The organism is Mucilaginibacter sp. P5_A6, assembly GCF_056400585.1.
This window is the reverse complement of sequence record NZ_JBFUKZ010000004.1, coordinates 268,880-293,373: the sequence shown is the minus strand read 5'-3', so window position 1 is coordinate 293,373 and position 24,494 is coordinate 268,880. Positions and strand designations below refer to the sequence as shown.

The window sequence follows — 24,494 nt, the reverse complement described above, 5'->3', positions numbered from 1 at the left end:
TGATTTTTCTTATAATTAGTTTATTGGTTTTATTTTAATGCTGATTTGATATCCTTAATTGAAATGCCCAAAGTTTTCAGGGCGATACTATTCAGGGCCTTTTCATCCCCTGTAAAATGAAATACGCTGTGTTTGTGCGTTAGTTTTTCGCCGGGCTTCAAAAACGCGGCGGGCGATACACTTTCAATTTCGTAAAAAGGCCCCATTTGCTTGCCGTCTGCCAGCGGCCCGTCGTTGTAGGCATTCACCGCGTCGCCGGTAAAGGGGGCGGTATCGGGTTTCCATTCCTGGTTCAGGTAATCGGCGCCGCTATCCAGGTCAAAAACGGTTAGGGTTAATACCTTATTGCTATCATCGTAGCTGCCTGCCATGTTTTTGGCCCGGTTTGGCGGGATGCCCAGCTTACCGCGCGATTTACCATCGGCCTTAAATAGCAGGATCCCGTTGCTGTAGGTGATCCGGTCTTTGGCTATCTCGCCAAAATAATTGGTAGTGGCTACTTTGCCAGTTGCTTTATCTTCATAAGGCACCACGATAACCGTTTTGGATGATGGACTAAACATATCCAGGTTCCATAAGCAGGGGGCGCCGGTTGTTTTATCCCAGGCCTTATCGCCCGCATTAATGATGGTATTTAAAGTGCTAAAGCCTACAGATTTTACAGAATCATTTGTACTGATGCCCAGCAGTTGGTTAATCACCTCGGGCTCCAGGATTTCGATATCACGCTCCAGTTTCATGTTAAGCTGTGTGCCCGCGTAGTTTTGCATTTGAGTGGCTTTGCTCATGGATACCTTTTTATCCGATGAGGAAACCAGTTCCCAGCTTTCGTAATCAATTGCGGCGGGTGTATGCCAGTTATCAAACTCCATTTTGGCGCCCGGCTTGAAGAACAGCGAGAACCTGCCGCCTTCGGGGCCAAGCCACAGGCGGTCTTCGCCACCATAGGCGTTCATGTGCGGGTCGGATTGTTTAAGCTCGAAGGTTTTATAGTTTATCCAGCCGAAGCTGTTGCCATCCAAACCATCAGCTGTTGAGGTAAATACTTTCCCCTGGTATTTGGGGGATACGATTACGCGTGCACTACTGTCTTTGGTTTTCAAAACCACAACAGTGCCATGTTTCTTTAAAAATTCCAGGTCGTACCTAAAGCTGCCTTTGGTAGCCGGCGGCATCCGCATGGTACATGATGCAAAGCCCGCAGCCATCAGCATAAAAGAAGAAATTTTTAAAGTCATCATGGCTTTACAATTTATGCTTGGGGTTGATGCCGATAATATTGATCATTGTGCCGATATTATCGATGGCAATAACCACCTCATCGCCCACTTGTAAAGTGAAGGTTGGCGGTGGCACCAGGCAGGTACCGGTCATTAAAAAACATCCCTGCGGAAAATCACATTCGGCGTATAAATAACCCACCAGTTCGGTAAAAGAACGCTTGATGCGGGATATGGTAGTTTCATCCTCATAAACAGCAATGCCATCCCTTTTTATCACCAGCTTTATCGCCGATTCGCCCGGTATAGGGTTTGAGCTTACATATAAACAGGGGCCTAAAGCCGCGCTTTTTTCGTAAATCTTGGCCTGGGGTAGGTACAAAGCGTTCTCACCCTCGATACTCCGCGAGCTCATATCGTTGCCGATGGTATAGCCCTGGATGTTCCCCTTGGAGTTAATATACAGTGTCAGCTCCGGCTCGGGCACATTCCATTCCGAATCCTTGCGGATATAAACCTCGGCGCCATGGCCCGAAACCCTTTGCGTTGTGGCTTTAAAGAACAACTCGGGCCTTGGGGCATCATAAACCTTATCATACAAACTTGCCCCGCCCGAGCTTTCCGACTCCTCCATGCGGGCATCCCTGCTTTTGAGGTAGGTAACTCCCGCCGCCCAAACTTCCTGTGTGCCGATGGGGGGCAGTAGTTGTCCGTTTAAAAACTCGCGCTGCACATCGGCGCCCAGGGCTGTGGTATCATCTATGATCTCCTGCAGGTATGCGGCCAGGTTATCCCGGTTAACAAGGGCGTCCCACTGGTCGTCAACAATATAGGCGGCCCCGGCATGTTCCAGGATTATTCCTTTGGTGGTTTTATATAGTTTCATCAGTTTACTTCCAGTTCGTCGCGTGAGGGTAATTTAGGGAAAGGGGTATGTGCCCCGGTTTGGTACCAGAACACGGTTGAGGCAATATCATCCTGCAAAGGCATGTACCGCCCGTCGTGCCGCCAGCCCAGGGCCTGTATGGTAACCTTCAGGCTTTTTTCAAAGCGGATGGGGTCAACAATATGCCAGCGGTATAAACCAAAACGTTGGGCAATGTTATAATGCCCGTCGCCACGGATCACCTGCGGCAGGCCGCTGTATGGGGTGTTAAATTCGGTGTATTCGGTATGGTCTTGCTCTTTGCCGCCGGCATCCTTGTGGCGGGTATCAAAATCATATGATCCGCAAAAATAATCCTCCGTACCAGTACCGTTTATGGTGGGGAATTTGGTATCGCCATCCATGAAAAATTTGATCTCGCCTTCGCCCCACCAGCCATTTTTGTTGCTGCCATAGGCCAGGTAAGTTCCCACATACTGTCCTTTGCCCACAATGCTATCTACCAAAACATAATCTTTTTTGTAAGGCAGCGGGTTGGTACGGCGAAACTGAGCATGAAAATACCCGGCATCATCGGGGATGTCTGTCAATGTATAATCCACCTGGTAATACAGCACCATATCGTTATCGTCGATATTCTCCATGGTGATGCGGCATTTTTTACGGAAGGGCATAGGCCAGTAACAATTAAATGCGCTGCCCGGGTTCACCGCCACCGCCAATGACGACAGGGGCGAATACTTACCCCAGCCCATGCAAAAGAAATCGCCCACAGGCACCTCAACTGAAGGAGTGGTTTCATCGTCCCAATAAAAGCGCAGGATGCTGTAGCGCCAGTTGCCGGTAGGTGTCATCCAGATATGCTGTATCGCGCCGCTCTCATTAATTTCGGCAATGGTGAAGGTTGTATGTTTTTTGATCACTACACTCGGACTTACCTTCCAGGTTTGGCCCAGATCGCGCGAGGCATTGCTGCCTGTGCCGGTGGTGGCCATGCCACCCTTACCCTTCTCGCCCGTAAAATTCTCCGGACTTATCGATCGTGTTTTGGCGTCGCTGGTGCGGTAAAGGTTGCCCAGGCCAACGTCCAATCCATTAAATTTCTTTTGTGCAAACGCGGCAGATGATACGAGCAAAACAGACATGCAGCTTAATAAAAAAACATTATTTTTAATTTTTAACATATAGGTTATCTGTTAGTAAAAATCAATATTGCATTAATTGGTAAATGCAATACCTGTTTATTTGCTGTAAGGCCTGCTTCATGCACAATAAGATAAAGCCGGTCACAATCATAAAAATAATTTCCGTTTAATATATCCTGCTTTATCAGCATAACATACAAGGATTTTAGCATTGGCATAGCCAGCCCCCTCTAAATCTCCGCCGGTAGGCTATCCTTTTCTTACAAAAGCTAATTTACATTTATCAACAGGAGAAACCTCAACCCCAATAATAATATTAATGTTACATACCGCAATCAGTCTAAAAAAACACATTTTTGTATATGCCGTTTACACTCATCCTTAATAACGTTGCCAAACATATCCACCTCACCAACGAGGAGCAGGCCATTTTTACGGCCATGCTTAAGCCCCAAACCATTAAGCGCAAACAATTTTGGCTTAGCGACGGGGATATCTGCAAACATTCGGCATTTGTAACTTCGGGCTGCCTGCGCGGGTTTACTGTAGATAAAAACGGCATAGAGCACGTGTTGAGCTTTGCCCCGCCAGATTGGTGGATGGCCGATATGTACAGCCTCATCAGCCAAAAGCCGGGGATCCTCAACATCGAGGCGCTGGAAGATACACAGGTACTGCTGCTTAGCAAAACCAACCAGGAAAAACTATACCAGCAAATCCCCAAATTCGAGCACTTTTTCAGGGTATTGGTGGAGAACTCGCTGGTTGCCAGTCAGCAGCGCCTCATAGATGGTCTCAGTCTTACCGCCGAGGACCGTTACAACAACTTTTGCAAACGTTACCCAACGCTGATTTATACCCTGCCTCAAAAGCAAATAGCATCGTATATAGGGGTTACCCCGGAGTTTTTTAGCAGGATGAAAAATAGACACTAATTCAATTTGTTAAATTCATGTTAATTCTTAACCTAGATTAACTTCCCTTACCAATGCCTGCAGTATCTTTATACCAACAAAAAAGAAAAACATCATGGCACAAACTATATTACATAAGGCCAAAACACGGGGCCATGCAAACCACGGCTGGTTAAGCAGTTATCACTCTTTCAGCTTCGGCAGTTATTATAATCCTGATAGGATGAGTTTTGGCGCACTGCGTGTTTTAAACGACGATACCGTAGATGCAGGCATGGGATTTGGCAAACACCCGCATGATAATATGGAGATCATCAGCATTCCCCTGGAAGGCGGCCTGGAACACAAAGACAGCATGAACAATACCGCCGTAATTAAAAATGGCGACATACAGGCTATGAGCGCCGGTACCGGTATATACCATAGCGAATACAACCAGGATAAAGATAAACGCGTAAAATTTTTGCAAATCTGGTTATACCCCAACAAACGTAACGTTGAACCGCGGTATGATCAGATCACTCTTGACCTTGCCGACCGTTATAACAAACTGCAGCAGGTATTATCGCCAAACCCGGATGATGCGGGCGTATGGATTCACCAGGATGCATGGTTTAACCTGGGTAAGTTTGATAAGGGGGTAACCGTTGACTATACTATCCACAAACCCGGCAATGGCGTTTATGCCTTCATCCTAAGCGGCGAAGTAGAGATCGATGGCCAAACTGTAAGCACCCGCGATGCATTAGGTATCTGGGATGCCGATAAGTTCACCATCAGCGCAACCTCCGATGCTGAGTTTTTATTGATGGATGTACCGATGAGCATATAAATGTGCAGATTTCAGATATGCGGATGTGCAGATGATAGATGGGAAATACAATAAAAACCTAAGTCATCTTAATGACGACTATAGAATTAGCAAATGGAACAAACAAAAATATTAGTTATAGGCCGCCATCCCGAAATACTGGCAACTGTAGTACGGCTGGTAAACAACAACCCCGACTGGATGGCTACCGGTTGCCAAACTGATGATGAAGCCATGCGGGCTTTCGAAGGGCAGGCATTTACCCTGGTGCTGCTTGGCGGCGGTATTGAAACGGCATCAGAAGATCAGCTGCGCGCTTATTTCCGTAATTGCAATCCCGAAATAAGGATTGTGCAGCACTATGGCGGCGGCAGCGGTTTATTGGCAGCCGAGATTTACGAGGCCCTGAAGTAGACGTTACTGTTTTATGGTATCACCAGCTTACTCAATTAGTGCAAGCTAAATGGAGATTTCTTATTCCACTGAAAGCATATTGATTACAACAGCAATAGTTGCAAGCGGATAGTCTTGTTATGCCTGCAGCGGCAACGTAAACCAAAAAGTACTTCCCTCGCCTAATGTACTTTCGGCACCAACGCTCCCGTCGTGTTTTTTAATGATCTCGGCACTGATGTAAAGACCTATCCCCAGGCCGGAGTACTGGCTGCTACTGCTGTGCCCCCTAAAATAACGGTCAAACACAAAGGGGATCTTCTCTGACGATATGCCAGGGCCTTTATCCGTAACCGATACCCTGGCCATACCGCCATCTTGCGCTATGCTGATGTGGATTTCTTTGGATTCGGGAGCATACTTTATGGCATTATTAACAAAATTTACCACAACCTGTTCAATACGCCGGGCATCGGCCACTACCTGCAGCTCCATATCGCCGGTAGTGATCACTTTATAAATTCCGGCAACTTTGATATGGTTGTTGCTATCCTTAATAATGCGCGAAAGTGTGATAGGCGTTTTATCCAGATCAGCCTGGCCCTGGTTCAATTTACCTATATACAACAGGTCTTCAATTAAATAGGTTACTTTATTAACACTTTTGTTGGCCCGGCTTATAAGGTCGTCCAGCTTTTCGGGCGAAAGCTTATTTTTCATCGAGTAGATGATCTGCATAGACGATTTAAGGCTGGTTAAGGGTGTTTTAAGCTCGTGGCTTGCAATGTTTATAAAGTCGTCCTTTTGCTGTTGCAGCTGCTTAATCTCCTGGATGTCGGTAGCGGTACCTACCCACAGTTGCACCTTGCCCCGGTTGTCTTTTAATGGAGCCATCCTGATGAGGTGCCAGCGGTATTCGCCGTCAAAGCGTTTTTCGCGGATCTCGTACTCCCCGGCCTCCTTACTATCAAGTATGGCCTGGAAGCGTTGCAGGTTGTGGGCGAGATCGTCCTGGTGGATCACTTCGCGCCAGCCCTGGTTTTTGGTTTGTTTAATGGTAAGGCCCGTATAATTAAACCATTGCTGATTGTAAAAGTCAACGTCGCCATCAGCAGTATTTGTCCAGGCTATTTGCGGAATGGTTTGCATCATTTTGCGAAACCGGGTTTCGCTTAATGATAGCGCCTGCGTACGTGCAATAACCCTTTCCTCAAGCTCGTTATTAAGTGCATGAAGCATGTCTTGCGATGCAGAAAGCTCTTCGTTACTGGCAAGCAACTCTTCATTAATGGCTTTCATTTCTTCGTTTGCGGCAGCCAGTTCTTCATTTAACTCCGCTGTTTCATGCTCTTTATATTCAAGCTCGGTTTGGATTTTTGTACGCCCGGCAATAATTGCGGTAACGCTCATGTATGATATGAGCGTGAAAATTAAGGCAAGTAAAACTCCAATTACAAAAATAGCCGGTACATAAGCAGCATAGGTTTTGTAGGCACTTAGCCTGGTATTTAGCAATTTTCTCTCGACGGCCTCGGTTTTGTTAATGGATTGGTTTAAGGCATCCATGGCGAGTTTGCCCTTTTTGAGGTCGTTAATGCTTACAGTTTGGCTATTTTTATTCTTATCCAGTAATTCCTTTAAAATACTTAGCCGGGTTGTTAAAACTTTTTTGATCCCGTCTATATTCTGTTGCTGCTGAGGATTGTCGGCAGCGAATTGCCTGACTTCCTGTATTTGCTTAAGTGCTTTTGTTTCGGCACCGTTATAGGGCTGTAAAAACTCCTCCTGTTTGGTAAGCAGGTATCCGCGCTGACCTGTTTCAGCATCTTTCATGATTGATTCGATATTTTCGAGCTTTTGGATCACTGTATAGCTATGATCAACCAGGTTGGCGCTTTTTAACAGGAAGTGGATACTTAAATAGGATAAAACCGAAATAACGATAAGTATAAAAAGAGAAAAACCATACCCGATTTGCAGATTACGATTAAGCGATATTTTCATTTTAATGGAAGATTTGACTTTTTAAGAAATTTACATCAAGCCATTTAAATAATAGTAGGAGGGATTGAAGTTAAGGAAGGTGCAATTACATTTAGTTTAGTAATTTATTGATGATGTTAACAAGATGCTGATTTTCAAAAGGTTTTGGAAGGTAGGCATCGTGTCCGAAATTCCCGATCGCAATGGCTTGTTTATGATAGGCGGTCATTAAAATAACCGGGATGTGGGCCAGCTCTTTATTGTTTTTAATAACCTGGCAAATTTTGCCGCCATTCATACCTGGTAAAATATAATCGGTTAATACCAGGTCAGGTTTGTTGGCTTTCAGCACTTCAATGATATCATTTGTCTGGGTTATTCCTTTCACCTCAAAATTATTCAAACTCAATAGGGTATCAATTGAATCTAAAATATCTTCATCATCTTCTATTACAAGTATTTTTTTTATCATTCTGCTATGAAGTTATTATAAATTAATTAATAATCCCTGTTAAATTAAAATATCTTATCGATTTTGCTTATAGTTTTTATTATGCAAATTAACATTGTTGAATACAATATTGCAATGCTTTGCTTAAAAAAATATTATATTAATTAAAAATTTAACCTGAATGTGTGTTTTTGTAGCCCGTTTTAATCAAAATGAAATTTTCGTCAAATAATTTACATTGCCAAAAGTTTAGCCTTAGGCTAAACTGCTAATTATAAAAGGTAAAGCAAATAGCAGCTTAAGGTTTAGCAGAAAATTTAGCAGAACAAGTTGAGTGTTTTGGTAATGTTGAAACACGAAAAGTACCGGCCGGATACCTGCTTATACACTGCGGAAAGTTTATAATATACCGTTTGTTGGTTATTCTAATTATTATTCATGATTGATAATAAATAATATGCAAACAGTTGTTGGCGCTTTTTACTTAACTTTTTTTGGTTTTGTCTAAACTCCTGATCTGCTGTTTGGGTAAAAAGCCTACCTTGTATCTATAAAAACTAATTAGATAACGCACGGTTTGTTTTCTTAACCATAAAGATTTGCTATGCTAAAAAAGGTTATAGTATTCTACGTTGCGATTTTTGCCTTTTACAGCTTATATGCGCAGCCTGCCTTAAAACCTTTTCCGCAGCATACTTCCTATACTGCGGGCAGCATTATCCCCAGCCATGTAAGCCGGCAAAACCTGGACAACAGCGTGCGCGCTTTTTACCGGGAATGGAAAAGCCGCTATGTAAAACAGGTAGCCGGCAAAAACCAAAGCTACATTTGGTTTGAAAGGCCCGGCAACAAACAATGCGTATCCGAAGGACAGGGGTATGGCATGATTATCGTTGTCCTCATGGCAGGTGCTGATCCGGCAGCAAAGGTGGTTTATGACGCTTTGTTCCGTTATTACAGGGCGCATCCGGCAAAAAGCGGGCAACACCTTATGAATTGGGCACAGGATGTAAAAGGCAATAACCTTGATCACTCTTCGGCAACAGACGGCGATATGGATATAGCATATTCCTTATTGCTGGCAGATAAGCAATGGGGCAGCCAGGGCGACATCAACTACTTAAAGGAAGCCAGGGTACTGATAGCCGATATTATGCGGTATGAAATAAACCAGAAAACCTTCACTATCCTGCTGAGTAATGAGGTTGAGGCGGATAGTAAAGATTATTTTGATACCCGCCCATCCGATTTTATGCCCTCGCATTTCAAGGCGTTTAAAGTCGCTACCGGGGATGCGCGCTGGGATAAGGTGATAGCCGGCACCTACCACTTATTTGCCCGGATGCAACAGCGATACAGCCCGGACGCAGGTTTGCTGCCCGATTTTATTCAACAGGTGAACCATCATCCGCGCCCGGCCAAAGCCATGTATCTCGAAACAAAGTACGATGGATACTATAACTACAACGCCTGCCGGGTTCCCTGGCGCATAGCTACCGACTATTTATTGTACGGCGACACACGTGCCAAGGCTATAACCACCAAAATTAACCGCTGGATCCGCTCAACTACGAACGATAACCCTGATAACATTTCTGCAGGTTATTCTTTATCGGGGAATGACCTGCCTGCCCGTTATTTCGAGGCACTTAGTTTTATTGCTCCCTTTGCCGTAGCTGCCACAACCGGGGCCAAAAATCAGCAATGGCTTAACCACACATGGGATTACCTGCTGCATTTTAAACTTAAAGATTACGACTATTACGACAACAGCATAAAAATGCTCAACATGATTATTTTAAGCGGTAATTATTGGAAGGGGTGAGGAGGCCTTGCAGTAACACCAACAGAGGTAGCCTCAATTTAAAACGACAGCGTATTGCGCCTTTGAATGATTTTATCAATAGTGTTGCCTATCGCCGTTAAAACGTGCTCGTCCAGGAAATCTTCATTTCGCTGCATCCATTCGCTGCCCATTTTAAAAAGCATGGCTGCCCGTCCATCCTTAAATTTAATATTCCATACATGCCATGTTTTAAAGTAGGCACTTGTAATGCTGATGATATGCGCGGTTCCGTCTGCTAATTTTATTTTGTATTCCATAGTATGATGTATGTTGAAATCCTGGTACCTTATAAAATACGTTTCAACCATTTCATTATTGCAAGCGGTAAAAAATTTAACATAATTTAAGGAATCCTGGTTAGATGTGTGATTTGAGAAGGAAAGGGGAAATAGGAAATCGCAAAAAAACAATATCATCCATTCGTTTGTGAATAGTTGTAATTAATTTATCGACAAGTAATTGTTGATTAAATATGATCTGCCGCAGCGTTAATAACAGCTAAAACATGTTTTGGTGTAACTAATAATATGCTTAATCCGTTTAATTTAATTGTTAATTTAACGCTCATCTATGCAAAAAGGCGCTTTCCGGATAGCTATTATTTATGTTATAATCAGTCTTCTCTGGATCACTTTTAGCGACCGGCTGCTCTTTTATTTCCTGCATAATTTTACCCAATACCAGTCTTTATTGTTCAGCAGTGCCAAAGGATACTTCTTTGTAATAGCAACCGGATGTTTTTTATATTACCTGATAAGGAAGAATGATGTAAAACTTGGGCAAAGCGAAAACCAGTACCGCTATATGTATGAAGCCAACCCGGTGCCGATGTGGATCTATGACGAAGAGTTTCAAATAATTTCGGTTAATGATGCCGCCATTAATGCCTACGGATATAGCAAAGATGAGTTTTTAACAAAAAGTATCCTCGACATCAGACCGCAGGATGATACCAAAAATGGAGAACCGGCAAAACGGCCTGCAGGGGATTTGAATTTAAATGGTACCTGGCGGCATGTTAAAAAAGATGGAACCCTCATTTATGTGAGTATTACATCGCATAAGATCATCTTTAACAATCAGCCAAATATACTGGTTATGATAAAGGATATGACCGAGCGGGTGATATTTGAACAAACGTTAGAGAAAATAAACCAGGACCTGCAGAGCGGGAAAAGAAAATTAAGGGAAACGCAAATGATGTCGAAAGTTGGGGGATGGGAGTATTTTCCTGAAACTCAAAAACTGGTATGGTCTGATGAATTGTATATGCTTACCGGTGTAAGTAAAGACGACGGGCGCGAGGCTTTTGATATTTACATGGAGCATATATTTCCCGAAGACAGGCCAATGATGATCCGGGGTTTGGAAGACCTCATTGGCAAAGGTAAAACTATGGACATTACACACCGTATTGTAGCACTAAACGGCGAAACCCGTTATGTACGACAGCTTGCCCGGTTAGACGAAGAACACCCTACTCCTTTAAAACTAATTGGTTCGATGCAGGATATTACCGAGCTGAAACAATTGGAAATGGAAAGGAATAAATACCTGTACAGCCTGGAAAATACTTTGAATAGCATCAGCGATGCTTTTTTCGCCTTGGATTTTGATATGAATATCACGCGCATTAACCAGGTTTTCAGGAAGCTGGTTGATGAAAAGATTACAAATATTGTGGGAGAAAGTATTTTTACCCTGTTCCCGAAAGAAATGAACCGGTTATATCCCTACTATCAGAAAGCGCTGGAAGAAAGGGTGATTGTAAGGCAGGAAGAATATTCGCTCGTGCTAAAAAAATGGATTCGCCTGGCAGCTTATCCAACAGATGATGGGGTCGCGATTTACTTTTCGGATATAACGGAGGATAAATTAAAGGATACTAAGCTTAAAGAAGCTGTAGAAAGATATGAGCTGGTTGCCCAGGCCACAAAGGATGTTATCTATGATCTTAACATCGTGAGCAATCATATTATTTACAACACCAGTTTAACCCAACTTATTGACATCCCTTATGCCCAGATTGAGTATTGCCTGGAATGGTGGCGTGGATTAATTCACCCTGATGATGTTGCCGGGGTTAAAGAAAGTCAGCATAAAATAAAAAGTGAAGGAAAAACAAACTGGGAATACGAGTACCGGGTGAATTGCGGTAACGGTCATTATAAATATATTATGGACCAGGGGTATTTTATTTACAATGAACAAAAAGAGCCCACGAGGTTAATAGGCGTAATTAAGGATATAGACGCGCTTAAACGGTCGACCCAGGAAAATAAGCGCCTGGCCGATATTATTACCCGGGTTAACAACATGATTATTGTAACCGACCCTAAAAACCGGGTACAATGGATCAATAAAGCCTTTGAAGATATTACAGGGTTTAATTTTGCAGAAATGGAAGGCCGGGACCCCTTTGAGCGTTTAAGGGAACCATACATGGATGGGGGCGAAATTAGCAACATGTATGCAAAGCAAATAATGCACGAAGCTTTTTCGGTTGACCTGGTGATCAACACTAAATTTAAGTTGCCTTTGTGGGTTTCGATTGAGTTGACCCCTGTGTTTGATGATTACAGTAACTATTTGGGTTACATTGCGGTTTATCAAAATATCACCCTACGGAAAGAAAAGGAACAGGAAATAAAACGGCAGAATGAGTTTTTGAAGGAGGTGGCGTGGATGAGCTCGCACGAGATAAGGCGGCCGGTAGCCACCATGCTTGGCCTCATGAACCTGGTGGATATAGCCGACAACGAGGAAGAAAAAGAGGAAATTTTTGAGCTGTTAAAAGTATGCGTTAATGAAATGGATGGCATAGTATACCAAATCCATAACAAGATTAACGATGTTGTGGATTTGTCGTAACTCAACGGTAGTAGCCACAATTTGATCTGGCGATAGGTGTCGTTAAAAATTGACTTTGTCTTCCAAGTTAATGATAAATGATAAGTTGGCCTCATCCCGGAACGCCACCTGTAAAGGATTGCCATTGCTGCTTAGTTTTTTTACAAAATCATCCATCTTTTTTTTAAGTCCCAGTTCCCCGTCATGGTTGGTTAAATGCAGAATTCCCTTTTTTACAGCCTGGTTCATCATATCCAATGTTTCCTGATCTGGATTATTAAATTTACCATTGGCCGATACTACATAATGATCTGCCGTTACGTTCATTAAAAAATCCGGGGTCATATCTGCTTTACTCCCGTGATGCGGCATTTTTAGTATATCAACGTGTATTTTGCCACGCTCATCAAGCAGCCCTTTTAGTTTTAAGCCAGCATATATGTCATCGCTCCGCCCATCACCGGTAAGCAACATTTTTTTATCCCCAAACTTAACCAGGCAAACTATGCTGGATAAATTGAATGGCGACTTATCATTATTAATATCAATAAGGCTCGAAACGATGATCTGCTTACTTTTTTCCTTGCTTTTTGCTTTGGCTGCTTTTTTAAGGTCTTTATCCCACTGTACCTGCAGCTCCTGTAATCGTTTTGCAGTGGGGTGTACTACAATGATTTCCAGATCGCCGATGTGCAAGCTTTTAGTTTTGGTATCGCCGCGAACAAGTTTGGTATTACCCGGTTTAAGGTTTTTAAAGGGCGCGTTAACAGATAGATTTAATTTGGCAATGTTATCGCGGATATGCCTTCCCTGGCCTGTGGAAGCAATTACGGCAACAATATGTTCAGGGGCATTATCAAGCTCAGGTATTTGTAAGGAGCTTATATCCGCTGCATGTGCAGAAGCCTTTAAATCTTTAATGATTGGTATCTGCAGGTTCCCGATTATATCATCAAAACTGTTAAACCAAAAATTATCAATAATAAAATCCTGTTGCTCCTGCTCAGATAATTTATCTGTCATGGCATCTGTGAGATCAATAATTCCCTGTATATGATCTTCATCAGCATGGCTGATCATTACCATGGCCAGGGGCAAGGGCTCACCGCCGGCAAGCTTTGCTTTAATTGCCATAAGGCGGGGCTTCAGTGTTTTTGTGTAAACGCCCGGTGGGCCGCCATCAATTAATATAGATTTTGGATCATTAGGATCACCAAAATGAAGCATCAGGCAATCACCATGTTTAGCTTCAAGAACTTCTAAACTGAAAAGCATATGAGATGAGATTTAGTTAATGATAAACTGATTTTTAAACCGATTGAATGGCCCGCAGCACATCAACCATGCCGCAACCCTGGAAGTACTTTTCCCGGCCAAGGTCGGTAGCTGTTTTGCACAATGCCTGTTTAACTTTTGCCGGCTGGCCAATAAGTTCACGATGCCTGGCTAATATCAGCGCAGCTGCACCCGAAACATGAGGAGCGGCCATTGAGGTACCATCCATACGTTCCATGCGGTTATCAATACTGGTTGAAACAATTTTTTCTCCAGGGGCAACAAGGTCGGGCTTTAGCCTTCCGTCGCCTGTTGGACCCTTACTCGAAAAATAGGAAACGCCATAATCATGCGGTCTGTTGCGATGAGTTGCCCCAACCGTAATAACGAGTTCGGCATTTCCTGGGTCGGTTATATTAACCATCCGGAACCCAGCACTTAAGCTACTGCCGTCGGGGCTTTGAAACAATGCCTGCCCTAGGTTACCTGCGGCTGCAACAACAACGGTGCCGTCGTTAACCAGCTTTTCGCAGCAGGTACAAACGGGGGTTTGCCCGCAGGCATAGCTGGCCACCTCATGCACCATCGAAAAGCTCATGTTAACACCATGGATAGCCGGCTCATCCCTTTGATAGTTCATCCATCTAATGAATTGTATACCCGCCAGGATATTAAATTCTTCTCCCGATCCGGAATCATCCATTACCCTGATATCATAAAGGTCTATCCCAGGGCACATCCCTATGATGTTTTGCATGGTAGTTTCATCTTTTAGGCCTGCGCCAATAATACCCGCTACATGGGTGCCATGCGGATGCACCGGTGGGTAATATTCCAGGATATTATGCGGAATCCGCAACAGTGGGGCAATAACCGACCAATCCAGGAGCCTGCCGTTTCTAAGATCGTTATCTATTTCTTTAACAAAGTCCATAACCTCGTTAGTTGAAAGCCCGGCATCATTGCTGTCGCCAGATGACTTGATGGCCGAAGGAATATGCCGTGGTTTGTCAAAGGCATATTGCTTATGAATGCTTGCAAGCACTTTTCTGAATCTTGTAAAATCATATGAGGCTACTATCCTGGTATGATTTGAGAATTTGTCTGTTTTTTCGCCTAAAGCATTATCATAAGGTTTTTTTGTAGTTACATCTGTTTTTCTGAAGGCCGGGTGACGTGCGTCAATACCAGAATCGAGTACGGCCCAGGCAATTCCCGAACCATCAATTTCAAATAAGCGCCGGCCGGCATCGGCTTTGGTTGCCGGCACCGATCTTTCAATGGTTAAAGTTGCGCGCCTGTTGCGGTTTATAGCCCATAAGGTAACGGGGGCTTTTATTTCAAATGGTTTAAATTCATCAAAATAAGCATGAAAAGCATTTTCAAATTCTTCTTTTATTTCAACAGGGTTATCGCTTTGAGTTTTTTTTGTATTTGCCGATAACAAAATTGCACCTATAAGCCGGATAAGCCAATAATAATCTTCGGTTGGTATGCCCTGCTTAAACAGGTAAGTTTGCCACCACTGTGTCATTGGTAAAGCAACCAATATTAGTTCTTCAAAAGTAAGACAGGCCGCTACAGATTCTCCACTGGTTGCCAGTTGCCATCCGTTTGTTTCCTCCGGCTTTCCCTGTCGCAGCAAATTTTGAGACAATGCACTGAATAACTCTGAGGCTGAGGAATTTTTATGGGGTGTTAAAATAAGGTCTACCCGGCTTTTTTTGAGCTGTTTACGTTGTTCAAAATAGGCAAGCCAAACATCAGGAAAAACCGGGGAATCCTGTGTGAAGCGCAACGTTTGCTGGAATTTTTTAAAGATAAGGCCCTCTATTAATCCTGGATTGATGATCATACAAGAAAGGATTTAGGTTTAACTTGATGTTAATTTGAGGCTTAATATCGTTTAGCTGTAAACTATGTTAAGCTATACCAAGTTAGCATATTATAAAGCATCAGGCAAGGTGCAAATAGAATTATTTATTCACAATTTGTTGGTTATCAGGGCTGTTTTTGGAGGTGAATTGATTAACCGGTTTGATAGGTAACATCAGTTAAGCCGGGGTTATATAGGTGCCCCTGTGGAGCATCCCGATACAAAAAAAGTCCCCCGGTAATCACTCCGGGAGACTAAATCAAATATAATGTAAACCTAAAAGTTTTATTGTACTGTTATATATTACCAGAACTTAACATAAAGTGCGGTAAGTAATAAAAGGGTTATTATAATTAATGCCAGGGTTGATTTATCAACCTTAAACATGCTCCTTGGTATGTCAAATGCTTTCGGGTTCACTTTCGGTCCGGCAAAGCTGATGGCTACCATTACTATAATAGTGAACATGAACGACAGTCCCATACAGATCAGGAACGGAATTTCGTAACCACCCTTGCCATTAGGGAAGGCAGTATACAGCAATGTTTCGTGACCAAACAAGGCCGGTGCATAATTATTAAACAATACTGACATGCCGAAACCTGTAAGGATCCCCGCGATAGCCGCCGCGCCGGTAGTACGTTTCCAGAAGAAGCCCAATATGAATATGGCAAATATCCCCGGACTAATAAAGCCGGTATATTTTTGGATGAAGGTAAAGCCGCCTTCGCCGCCAATACCCAAAAGGTCTTTCCAGGTAAGTATAATGGAGAAGATCAGGGCAGCCAGGATAGTCAGCTTGCCTACAATAACCATCTTCTTTTCGGTGGCCTCTTTATCCATGTGCTTTTTGTAAATATCCAGCGTAAAAATGGTGCTGATACTGTTAGCCTTACCTGCAAGCGAAGCCACAATAGCGGCCGTTAGCGCTGCAACAGAAAGCCCCTTTAACCCGGTAGGTAAAAAGCCAAGTATGGCCGAATACGCATTATCTGAGTTGAAATGCCCGCCTGATGCCATTTCCTGATGCAGGCCGCCATTTTTGTACAATACATATGCTGCAATACCCGGTAAAACTACAATGATAGGCATAGCCAGTTTCATTAAACCGGCAAACAATATCCCGGTACGTGCAGTTTTAAGATCGGCACCCAAAGCGCGTTGGGTAATGTATTGGTTACAACCCCAGTAGTTAAGATTCACAATCCACTGGCCCGCAAAATACATAGCGATGCCCGGTAGTGCCAGGTACTTATTGATTTCGTCTTGCGAAGCTCCGGCTTTGGGCTTGGCCATCATCATTTTAAAGTGTTCCGGCGCATCTTTAAACATAGCGTTCAAGCCGGCCATAGCGTCCTTGCCTAAACCAAAATGCTCGCTCACCAAAGTAAGGGCGATATAAGTAGTGGCCAAACCGCCTACAACCAATACCAGCACCTGGATAACATCGGTAAAGCCGATAACTTTCATACCGCCAAGTGTAATAAACAAAGCGAAAATAGCCAGCCCGATAATAATCTCATGGAGATAGCCGCCGCCTGCCAGACTGTTAATGGCCAGTGCACCCAGGTAAAGTATTGAGGTAAGGTTAACAAACACGTACAAAAACAGCCAGAAAATGGCCATCACAAAGCTTACTGTTTCGTTGTACCGCGTATGCAAAAACTGCGGCATGGTAAATATCTTATTCTTGAGGTACACCGGTACAAACCATACCGCCACTATAATAAGGGCGATAGCTGCAACCCACTCATAAGCTGCAACCGCCAGGCCGACAGCAAAACCCTGCCCGCTGGTGCCTATAAATTGCTCGGCCGAAATGTTTGATGCGATAAGCGAAGCACCGATAGCCCACCAGGTAAGTGAGCCTTCGGCCAGGAAAAAGTCATGGCTGGCCGATATACTGGCCTTTTTTTTGCGGCTGTATACCCAGTAACCGTAGCTGGACACCACAACAAAATAGATTACGAAAATGACGTAATCAATGGTTGAAAATTTATTCATAATGGGGGTTTAATTTATTTAATTGTGTTAGTTTTTTTTAAAAAACAAGCAACCGGAATCCCATCTTGGGCTGCATGTTTGTATCATATAATTTTTGTCGCAATATACTTTTGTTTCACTATAGTTTGTTATCCCGGGTGCAGCGAAGAATTTATTCTCCAATTTGTCTGCGTCTTTTGTCTTTTATCCTTGCTCTAACAATTCTTGCTCTATCGGCCCTAGCTCTACTAATCCTTTATCCAACATGGCGTTCCCTGCGGGCCGGGCTATCCGTTCATACGCCTGCAGGCATAGCGCTCAGGCCGGTATCCACTGCTATCCCTAACGCATCTTTCCGAACCGGAATTCACCGAATTTCAGAATTTATTTTACTTGTAAAGTCCCTTAATCACCTGTCATTAAGAGGTGCGAAACAATTTCCAAGCTGTGCAGCGGCTCTGTAAGCCCAGGATTGCTTCGTACCTCTTATGACGTGATTTGTATCACGTAAATCAAAAGTCTCCCCCTTTAGGGGAAGATTTAAAGGGGGCTTATGCTTCCTATTTATAAGCCACTTCGTTCCACAATATCTCGTTCCTGAACTGCGGAATGGTTGTATCCTTACCAATCCTCAAAAATTCTATTCCTGCCATATCAGCAAAATCCTGCATATGTTCGGCAGTAAGGTTCTGGCTGTAGGCAGTATGGTGTGCGCCACCACCGTAAATCCAGGCTGCACAGCCGGTTTTCATATCGGGCAGTGGTTTCCATAGTACGCGTGCAACAGGCAGGTTTGGCAGGTCTTCAACCGGTTCAACGGCCTCAACCTCGTTAACCAGTAAGCGGAAACGGTTACCCATATCCACAATAGATGCATTAAGCGCCGCACCACCTGCCACGTTAAATACCAAACGTGCGGGATCAGCCTTGCCGCCAATGCCTAAGGGGTGAACTTCTAAAGATGCTTTGCCATTGGCTAAAGAAGCATCAACTTCCAGCATATGCGAACCTAAAACCAAAGCATTGTTAGGGTCAAAGTGATAGGTATAATCTTCCATAAAGGCATTACCGCCGGCCAGGCCTGCACCCATAACTTTAAATGCACGCACCAGGGCAGCCGTTTTCCAATCACCCTCACCGGCAAAGCCAAAACCATCGGCCATCAGGCGCTGGGCAGCAATACCCGGTAATTGGATCATGCCATGCAGATCTTCAAATGTATCCGAGAAACCTTTAAAACCGCCATCAACTAAAAACTTACGCAACCCGATCTCGATCCTGGCAGCTTCGTAAACCGAAGAATATTTTGCGCCGCCTTTTTTAAGATCATCGGCCATAGTATAAGTAACCTCATACTCATCTGTTAAAGCAGTAATAGCCTCTTCGCTTACCGCGTTAATCACAGCAACAAGGTCGCCAACACCATAGGTATTTACCGAGAAGCCAAATTTTAATTCTGCTTCCACTTTATCACCATCGGTAACAGCAACAAAACGCATATTATCGCCAAAACGGACAAATTTGGCGCCTTGCCAATCGTGCCAGCCAGCAGCGGCGCGGGTCCAGGTTTCTATTTCGGCCAAAGCCTCTGGGGCCTGCCAGTGGCCAACTACTACTTTGCGGTTAATACGCATGCGCGATACCATAAAACCAAACTCACGGTCGCCATGGGCGCTTTGGTTCAGATTCATGAAATCCATATCTATTGAGCTCCATGGAATATCGCGGTTAAACTGGGTATGCAGGTGCAGCATTGGTTTTTTGAGGATGCTTAAACCACGAATCCACATTTTTGCAGGGCTAAAAGTATGCATCCAGGTAATGATGCCGATACAATTTTCGGCAACGTTTGCAGCCTGCAGGGTAGTATAAATTTCTTCAGTTGATTTAACAATAGGTTTGTAAACCACGCGTACGGGGATGTTGCCGGATGCATCTATTCCGGCAGCAATCTCCTGGGAGTGTTCGGCAACTTTTTTTAGTGTTTCTTCTCCGTATAAATTTTGGCTTCCTGTAATAAACCAAACTTCAAATGTTTTAAGATCGATCATTATATTTAATTAGTGATTTAGCGAATTATTGATTTAATGAATTTTTATATTGGTTTTTGATTATGACTGATTAATTAGCTGCAGGCGAAAGTCTTAGCAATGTTGCGCCGTGCAGGTTGATGTTTTGTTGATAGCCTTTTTTAAACTGACCAACATCCTGCTTTTTCCACAGATCGCGCACCTTTACTTTGCCCTTTAAGCCGATGGCCGCAAAATCAACTGCAATACTTTTGTTTGTATCGCCAATGTTGAACAAGGCGGCATAAACATCCTTACTGCCGGGGATCTGCGAATACCAAACCATAGCGCCATCTTTTTTATACAACTGGCGTGGATTAGCTCCTTTTTGATTAGCAGCCAAAACCTCATCGTTGGTAAATAATTTCAATTCCAACTCGCGATTTTCGGGCAGGTTGCCACCAATCATCAGGGGCGAGCGGAAAATGCTCCAAAAGGTCATATGGGTAATTTCTTCATCTTCGGTAAAGCGGCTGAAGCGCTCCTGCCCAACTGGGCCACGTTTGCTCAGTTTACCAATCTGGATCATGTCGCAATCGGGCCAGTGACCGGGGCCGCCTACGCCTTCCCAGCTTTTGGCGTAATCAAACATGTGTAATATCTCTTTCCAGTTGTCCCAAAAATCATCGGCCATGCGCCACATGTTGGCATATTTGGTGGCATGTACTGCCTGTGCAACCGGCGTTTCGCCGGGCGAAAGGCTTAATACTACTGGTCTGCCGCAGTTTTCTATCGCTTTTTTGTAGCCTTCTACCTCGGCATTGCTGTATGGGCGCGAAAGGTCATCTACCTTAATAAAATCTACATCCCATGAAGCATAAAGCTCCAGCAATGAGTTCAGGTATTCCTGTGCACCTGGTTTTTTCATGTCAAGCCCGTACATGTGGTTCATCCAGGGGCATTTGGAGTTGGTATCGGCAACCATATCTGCAGTAATACCGTTGGTGCCTTTTATGGGCGATTTTGCCCAATAAGCCTGTCTCGGGATGCCGCGCATTACATGAATTCCGAATTTTAATCCTTTACCATGTACATAATCGGCCAAAGGCTTAAATCCGTTGCCACCCAGGGCAGAAGGAAATTTATTAGGCTGCGGTGTTAACCTGCCCCATTTATCCATAGTAAGCCATGGCACATATGAGCCATCCTGCAAGCGCATTTGAAAGGGATTACCGATGTTGCTTCCCGGCGGGTTATCGTACGACCAAAGAAAATCGACCACAATATACTCCCAGCCATGAGGCTTCAGGTATTTGGCCATGTAATCGGTATTGGCTTTTACTTCATCTTCATGCACGGCCGAGCCGAAACAGTTATAGCTGTTCCAGCCCATGGGTGGGGTAGCAGCTACGGTTTGTGCCGATGCTTTGGCACCCAGCAAGCCTGCTGCCAGGATGATTATATAACGTAGTGATCTCATTTTATTGGCCGTAGTATGAATTTGGTCCGTGTTTGCGTTCAAAATGTTTCTTGATGAGTGAGTCTTTTAAGCGTGGGGCTTTAGGGTTAATCTGTTCGGTTAAGTAAGCCATTTGGGCAACTGCTTCTAAAACTGCGCTGTTATAAACTGCCTTGTGCGGCGTTTTACCCCAGGTAAAGGGGGCGTGATTACCCACCAATACCATTTCAACTTCATTATAATCCAGGCCCTGATCAGCAAAATGATCCATAATCTGGAAACCGGTTTGATATTCATAATCGCCCTCTATCATTTCATCGCTCATGGGTGGCGCGCAGGGTATATCGGCCGTTAAATGATCGGCATGCGTAGTGCCGAAAATAGGGATATCGCGTTGTGATTGCGCCCAGGCTGTACCATAGGTGGAGTGAGTATGAACAATACCACCGATATTTGGCCAGTGCTTATATAAAACGGCATGGGTTTGTGTATCAGATGAAGGCCTCAGATCGCCCTCTACAACAACCCCGTCAAAATTAACGATCACCATTTTTTCCGGTGATAGGTCCTCGTACGGAACACCACTTGGTTTTATAGCAAATACCTCCTGCGCCCTGTCGGCCGCGCTAACGTTGCCAAAGGTGAATAGTACCAGCCCAAGTTTGGGCAGCTGCATATTGGCTTCAAAAGCAGCTTGTTTTATATCCTGATACTTGCTCATGCTAAAACTGAATTATCTGCTGCGGTTTGCGTTGAGTTTACTGCGATTTGCTGAGCAATAAAAGCACCTAAAGTTTTGTATTTATTATAGCGGGCTAAATAAGCTGCTTCCAGATCTTTATTAGGATAATACTCTACATCAAAACCACGGCCCATTGCCTGCATAGCTTCCTCAACAGTTGGGTAAATACCGGCAACAACCGCTGCAAACATGGCAGCACCTAAAGCGCAGGTATGTTTAAACTGGTGGATGCGGATAGGCATTCCCAATACATCAGCCATCATTTGCATCACAAACGGCGATTTTTTGGCTACGCCGCCAATACCGATGATCCCTTTAACCGGGATACCCTCGCTAATGAAACGCTCCACAATGCTTTTAGCTCCAAAACAGGTAGCCTCGGCTAATGAACGGAACACGCGCGGTGCATCGCTGCCCAGGCCTAAGCCGGTGATGGCGCCTTTCAGCTCCTGGTTGGCATCCGGTGTACGGCGGCCGTTAAACCAGTCGATAGATAATTCGTTGTCAAAATCTAAAGGCAACAGATCTGCCTGCCTGCTCAGTTCCGGGATAATCAACTCTGCCATTTCAGCTTTTAAAGCTTCTGCAGTTGCTGCATCTATTACTGTTGATTGCGACAGCAGGTTATTTAAAGGCCATAAAAGCACGTTTTTAAACCATGCGTAAGTATCGCCAAAGGCAGATTGGCCAGCTTCTAAGCCGGTCATGCCAGGGATAACCGATCCGTTAACCTGCCCGCAAATACCGCGAACCAGTTTGTCGCCGATCTCGGCAGACGGGGCAACCAATATATCGCAGGTTGATGTACCCATTACCTTACTTAAATGGTAAGGTTCAATTTGCCCGCCAACAGCGCCCATGTGCGCGTCGAAAGCTCCTGTACCTACAATTACATCTGTAGATAAACCTAATCTTTCGGCCCATTCGGCGCTTAAAGTTCCTGCGGCTTCGTCGGCAGTATAGGTTTCTGTAAATAGTTTAGAAGTAATGCCTTTTAACAGCGGATCAAGAGATGAAAAGAATTCATCGGGCGGTAAGCCGTCAAATTCTTCGGCCCATAATGCTTTGTGACCGGCAGAACAACGACCGCGTTTGATCTCTGTAACCTCAGTGCCACCTGTTAACAGGAAAGGGATCCAGTCGCAATGCTCCACCCAGGAGTGTAGTGATTCGCGCACCTGTTCATCAACCCTTATAATATGTAGTAGCTTGGCCCAAAACCACTCGGATGAGTAGATGCCGCCTACATATTTTAAATAATTGATATCAAATTTTGTTGCGTGTTCATTAATCTGGGCGGCTTCTAATACCGATGTATGATCCTTCCATAAAATGAACATTGCATTGGGGTTTTGCTCAAAACCCGGGGTTAAAGCCAGCGGCGTGCCCGTTTTATCAACCGCGATTGGGGTTGATCCGGTGGTATCTATAGATAAGCCTTTAACCGCTTTGGCAACATCGGCGCCACCTGCTTTTTGAAGGCAATCTTTAATAGTGGTTTCCAGCCCTTCTATATAATCAAGGGGGTGCTGCCTAAACTGGTTTTCTGCAGGTTTACAAAATAATCCTTGCTGCCAGCGGGGGTAATTAAATACGGATGAGGCTATTTCTTCGCCGTTTTGCGCATTGATTAAAACTGAGCGAACAGAGTCGGACCCATAGTCCACTCCAATAACAAATTGGTCTTCTCTCATATTGGTTAAATAATTCGTGTTGAAGTAACACTTATTTTTTTACAATAAAAAATTTTTATTAAAAAACATTTAAATTGTTACGGAAACAGGGGTATAAAAATTAGTTCAAAAGGGTATCCGGGTTTGGGATGAAATTCATAAATGCCTGAAATTTAGCATAATAGTTTTGCATATTCAGTTGATAATAATAGGCGCCACGTTTTGAGCCGGCCTTATCTTTATCGGTCAGCTTAATCAGCAATCCGGTGGCTAAAACTCTTTTACTAAAATTCCTCTTGTCTATCTGGGTATTAAAAACACTTTCATAAAGCGCCTGCAATTGCGGAAGTGTAAATTTACCTGGTAAAAGCTCGAATAAAATAGGGTGCATTGCCGCCTTGTACCTGATCTTCTTTTTGGCAGCTTCCACCATTTCCTGCTGATCGAAAATGAGCTTAGGTACCCTTTTCAGCGGGAACCATTCGGCATGGTAATCTTTACTTAGCTGGGTTTCGTATTTATTAATATCTATTAATGCAAAGTAGGTAACAGACACTGTTCGCTCTATAGGATCGCGTTTAGTGTTACCAAATGCGTGTAATTGCTCTAAATAAACCCCTTGCAGATCGGTAAGTTGTTTTAAAATACGGTTGGCCGCCTGGTCCAGGCTTTCCTGGGGCTGCACAAATCCACCCATCAAACTCCAGTTATCCTTCTCGGGCTGGAAACCTCTTTTAATGAGCAGAATCTTTAAGGTATGGCCATCAAATCCGAAGATAATACAGTCCACTGCCAGTAAAAGTCGCGTTTGTTTAGAATATTTCTGCATGTGATTGGTTTAAAGAGAACGGCAAATGTAATTTTTTAGATACAGGAAATTTAATTCTGAGCCTTGGTTTATTGGTAAAGCGGCTATAAACGCATGAATCCTACTTTGCTTGTGTCCTTCGCACAAATAAAATGAAAATTATTTTAATT

19 protein-coding genes are annotated in these 24,494 nt (G+C 43.9%); 5 read left to right on the top strand and 14 right to left on the bottom strand.

All coding sequences use genetic code 11. From position 1 onward, the window contains the following. Window positions 1-29: 29 nt before the first annotated feature. Genes AC1DO4_RS06750 through AC1DO4_RS06740 form a run of 3 tightly spaced genes read right to left on the bottom strand, consistent with a single transcriptional unit; the run spans window position 30 to window position 3,290 of the window. Window positions 30-1,241: a DUF6786 family protein gene (locus AC1DO4_RS06750; protein WP_477414113.1), complete on the bottom strand. Its 1,212-nt coding sequence runs from the start codon at window positions 1,239-1,241 to the stop codon at window positions 30-32. 4 nt (window positions 1,242-1,245) lie between these two features. Beyond that, window positions 1,246-2,106 carry a fumarylacetoacetate hydrolase family protein gene (locus AC1DO4_RS06745; protein ID WP_477414111.1) on the bottom strand — a complete coding sequence of 287 codons (861 nt, stop codon included), beginning with the start codon at window positions 2,104-2,106 and terminating at the stop codon, window positions 1,246-1,248. Then, window positions 2,106-3,290 (bottom strand): glycoside hydrolase family 172 protein, encoded by a 1,185-nt coding sequence (locus AC1DO4_RS06740; protein ID WP_477414109.1) that lies wholly within the window; start codon window positions 3,288-3,290, stop codon window positions 2,106-2,108. Before AC1DO4_RS06740 ends, AC1DO4_RS06745 begins: the two co-directional genes overlap by 1 nt. Window positions 3,291-3,613: 323 nt before the next feature. Here AC1DO4_RS06740 and AC1DO4_RS06735 point away from each other — a divergent pair, with 323 nt between their 5' ends. The 3 genes from AC1DO4_RS06735 to AC1DO4_RS06725 all read left to right on the top strand — a co-directional run bounded on the left by AC1DO4_RS06735 (window position 3,614) and on the right by AC1DO4_RS06725 (window position 5,390). Continuing rightward, window positions 3,614-4,186: a Crp/Fnr family transcriptional regulator gene (locus AC1DO4_RS06735; protein ID WP_477404351.1), complete on the top strand. Its 573-nt coding sequence runs from the start codon at window positions 3,614-3,616 to the stop codon at window positions 4,184-4,186. A gap of 94 nt (window positions 4,187-4,280) precedes the next feature. After that, window positions 4,281-4,997 (top strand): pirin family protein, encoded by a 717-nt coding sequence (locus AC1DO4_RS06730; protein ID WP_477414107.1) that lies wholly within the window; start codon window positions 4,281-4,283, stop codon window positions 4,995-4,997. 93 nt (window positions 4,998-5,090) lie between these two features. Further along, window positions 5,091-5,390, top strand: a complete 300-nt coding sequence (locus tag AC1DO4_RS06725) for a hypothetical protein (protein ID WP_477414105.1) — start codon at window positions 5,091-5,093, stop codon at window positions 5,388-5,390. A gap of 117 nt (window positions 5,391-5,507) precedes the next feature. Here AC1DO4_RS06725 and AC1DO4_RS06720 read toward each other — a convergent pair whose 3' ends face one another. Further along, window positions 5,508-7,373 (bottom strand): CHASE3 domain-containing protein, encoded by a 1,866-nt coding sequence (locus AC1DO4_RS06720; RefSeq protein ID WP_477414103.1) that lies wholly within the window; start codon window positions 7,371-7,373, stop codon window positions 5,508-5,510. A 91-nt stretch (window positions 7,374-7,464) separates the two neighbouring features. After that, a complete protein-coding gene (locus AC1DO4_RS06715) occupies window positions 7,465-7,824 on the bottom strand; it encodes a response regulator (RefSeq protein ID WP_477404786.1) in 360 nt (119 codons plus the stop codon). 583 nt (window positions 7,825-8,407) lie between these two features. Here AC1DO4_RS06715 and AC1DO4_RS06710 point away from each other — a divergent pair. Then, entirely contained in the window at window positions 8,408-9,628 is a 1,221-nt protein-coding gene (locus AC1DO4_RS06710) for a family 8 glycosyl hydrolase (protein WP_477414101.1), read from the top strand. A gap of 38 nt (window positions 9,629-9,666) precedes the next feature. Here AC1DO4_RS06710 and AC1DO4_RS06705 read toward each other — a convergent pair whose 3' ends face one another. Continuing rightward, window positions 9,667-9,906 carry a hypothetical protein gene (locus AC1DO4_RS06705; RefSeq protein WP_477404782.1) on the bottom strand — a complete coding sequence of 80 codons (240 nt, stop codon included), beginning with the start codon at window positions 9,904-9,906 and terminating at the stop codon, window positions 9,667-9,669. A 313-nt stretch (window positions 9,907-10,219) separates the two neighbouring features. Here AC1DO4_RS06705 and AC1DO4_RS06700 point away from each other — a divergent pair, with 313 nt between their 5' ends. Beyond that, window positions 10,220-12,520 (top strand): PAS domain-containing protein, encoded by a 2,301-nt coding sequence (locus AC1DO4_RS06700; protein WP_477414099.1) that lies wholly within the window; start codon window positions 10,220-10,222, stop codon window positions 12,518-12,520. 42 nt (window positions 12,521-12,562) lie between these two features. On the opposite strand, the gene AC1DO4_RS06695 is transcribed toward AC1DO4_RS06700, so the two are convergent. The 8 genes from AC1DO4_RS06695 to AC1DO4_RS06660 form a co-directional block, all read right to left on the bottom strand. Further along, window positions 12,563-13,774 (bottom strand): ComEC/Rec2 family competence protein, encoded by a 1,212-nt coding sequence (locus AC1DO4_RS06695; protein WP_477414097.1) that lies wholly within the window; start codon window positions 13,772-13,774, stop codon window positions 12,563-12,565. A 34-nt stretch (window positions 13,775-13,808) separates the two neighbouring features. Next, the gene (locus AC1DO4_RS06690; RefSeq protein ID WP_477414095.1) at window positions 13,809-15,629 is read right to left on the bottom strand and encodes a S8 family peptidase; all 1,821 of its coding nucleotides are present in this window, start codon (window positions 15,627-15,629) and stop codon (window positions 13,809-13,811) included. 324 nt (window positions 15,630-15,953) lie between these two features. After that, window positions 15,954-17,654: a sodium:solute symporter family transporter gene (locus AC1DO4_RS06685; protein ID WP_477414093.1), complete on the bottom strand. Its 1,701-nt coding sequence runs from the start codon at window positions 17,652-17,654 to the stop codon at window positions 15,954-15,956. A 539-nt stretch (window positions 17,655-18,193) separates the two neighbouring features. Continuing rightward, window positions 18,194-19,684 carry an L-arabinose isomerase gene (gene araA, locus AC1DO4_RS06680; protein WP_477414091.1) on the bottom strand — a complete coding sequence of 497 codons (1,491 nt, stop codon included), beginning with the start codon at window positions 19,682-19,684 and terminating at the stop codon, window positions 18,194-18,196. A gap of 70 nt (window positions 19,685-19,754) precedes the next feature. Next, window positions 19,755-21,122 (bottom strand): glycoside hydrolase family 27 protein, encoded by a 1,368-nt coding sequence (locus AC1DO4_RS06675; RefSeq protein ID WP_477414089.1) that lies wholly within the window; start codon window positions 21,120-21,122, stop codon window positions 19,755-19,757. A 1-nt stretch (window position 21,123) separates the two neighbouring features. After that, window positions 21,124-21,822, bottom strand: a complete 699-nt coding sequence (locus tag AC1DO4_RS06670; RefSeq protein WP_477414086.1) for an L-ribulose-5-phosphate 4-epimerase — start codon at window positions 21,820-21,822, stop codon at window positions 21,124-21,126. Next, window positions 21,819-23,537, bottom strand: a complete 1,719-nt coding sequence (locus tag AC1DO4_RS06665) for a ribulokinase (protein ID WP_477414084.1) — start codon at window positions 23,535-23,537, stop codon at window positions 21,819-21,821. Before AC1DO4_RS06665 ends, AC1DO4_RS06670 begins: the two co-directional genes overlap by 4 nt. A 100-nt stretch (window positions 23,538-23,637) precedes the next feature. Then, window positions 23,638-24,345, bottom strand: a complete 708-nt coding sequence (locus tag AC1DO4_RS06660) for an NUDIX hydrolase (protein WP_477414082.1) — start codon at window positions 24,343-24,345, stop codon at window positions 23,638-23,640. Between the last annotated feature and the right edge of the window lie 149 nt (window positions 24,346-24,494).

What these genes read in the sequence shown, in the direction of transcription:
- araA (WP_477414091.1), bottom strand. Translation starts at nt 19,684, where the DNA reads ATGATCGATCTTAAAACATTTGAAGTTTGGTTTATTACAGGAAGCCAA.
- AC1DO4_RS06695 (WP_477414097.1), bottom strand. Translation starts at nt 13,774, where the DNA reads ATGCTTTTCAGTTTAGAAGTTCTTGAAGCTAAACATGGTGATTGCCTG.
- AC1DO4_RS06675 (WP_477414089.1), bottom strand. Translation starts at nt 21,122, where the DNA reads ATGAGATCACTACGTTATATAATCATCCTGGCAGCAGGCTTGCTGGGT.
- AC1DO4_RS06705 (WP_477404782.1), bottom strand. Translation starts at nt 9,906, where the DNA reads ATGGAATACAAAATAAAATTAGCAGACGGAACCGCGCATATCATCAGC.
- AC1DO4_RS06750 (WP_477414113.1), bottom strand. Translation starts at nt 1,241, where the DNA reads ATGATGACTTTAAAAATTTCTTCTTTTATGCTGATGGCTGCGGGCTTT.
- AC1DO4_RS06715 (WP_477404786.1), bottom strand. Translation starts at nt 7,824, where the DNA reads ATGATAAAAAAAATACTTGTAATAGAAGATGATGAAGATATTTTAGAT.
- AC1DO4_RS06700 (WP_477414099.1), top strand. Translation starts at nt 10,220, where the DNA reads ATGCAAAAAGGCGCTTTCCGGATAGCTATTATTTATGTTATAATCAGT.
- AC1DO4_RS06660 (WP_477414082.1), bottom strand. Translation starts at nt 24,345, where the DNA reads ATGCAGAAATATTCTAAACAAACGCGACTTTTACTGGCAGTGGACTGT.
- AC1DO4_RS06710 (WP_477414101.1), top strand. Translation starts at nt 8,408, where the DNA reads ATGCTAAAAAAGGTTATAGTATTCTACGTTGCGATTTTTGCCTTTTAC.
- AC1DO4_RS06665 (WP_477414084.1), bottom strand. Translation starts at nt 23,537, where the DNA reads ATGAGAGAAGACCAATTTGTTATTGGAGTGGACTATGGGTCCGACTCT.
- AC1DO4_RS06745 (WP_477414111.1), bottom strand. Translation starts at nt 2,106, where the DNA reads ATGAAACTATATAAAACCACCAAAGGAATAATCCTGGAACATGCCGGG.
- AC1DO4_RS06670 (WP_477414086.1), bottom strand. Translation starts at nt 21,822, where the DNA reads ATGAGCAAGTATCAGGATATAAAACAAGCTGCTTTTGAAGCCAATATG.
- AC1DO4_RS06720 (WP_477414103.1), bottom strand. Translation starts at nt 7,373, where the DNA reads ATGAAAATATCGCTTAATCGTAATCTGCAAATCGGGTATGGTTTTTCT.
- AC1DO4_RS06730 (WP_477414107.1), top strand. Translation starts at nt 4,281, where the DNA reads ATGGCACAAACTATATTACATAAGGCCAAAACACGGGGCCATGCAAAC.
- AC1DO4_RS06735 (WP_477404351.1), top strand. Translation starts at nt 3,614, where the DNA reads ATGCCGTTTACACTCATCCTTAATAACGTTGCCAAACATATCCACCTC.
- AC1DO4_RS06740 (WP_477414109.1), bottom strand. Translation starts at nt 3,290, where the DNA reads ATGTTAAAAATTAAAAATAATGTTTTTTTATTAAGCTGCATGTCTGTT.
- AC1DO4_RS06725 (WP_477414105.1), top strand. Translation starts at nt 5,091, where the DNA reads ATGGAACAAACAAAAATATTAGTTATAGGCCGCCATCCCGAAATACTG.
- AC1DO4_RS06690 (WP_477414095.1), bottom strand. Translation starts at nt 15,629, where the DNA reads ATGATCATCAATCCAGGATTAATAGAGGGCCTTATCTTTAAAAAATTC.
- AC1DO4_RS06685 (WP_477414093.1), bottom strand. Translation starts at nt 17,654, where the DNA reads ATGAATAAATTTTCAACCATTGATTACGTCATTTTCGTAATCTATTTT.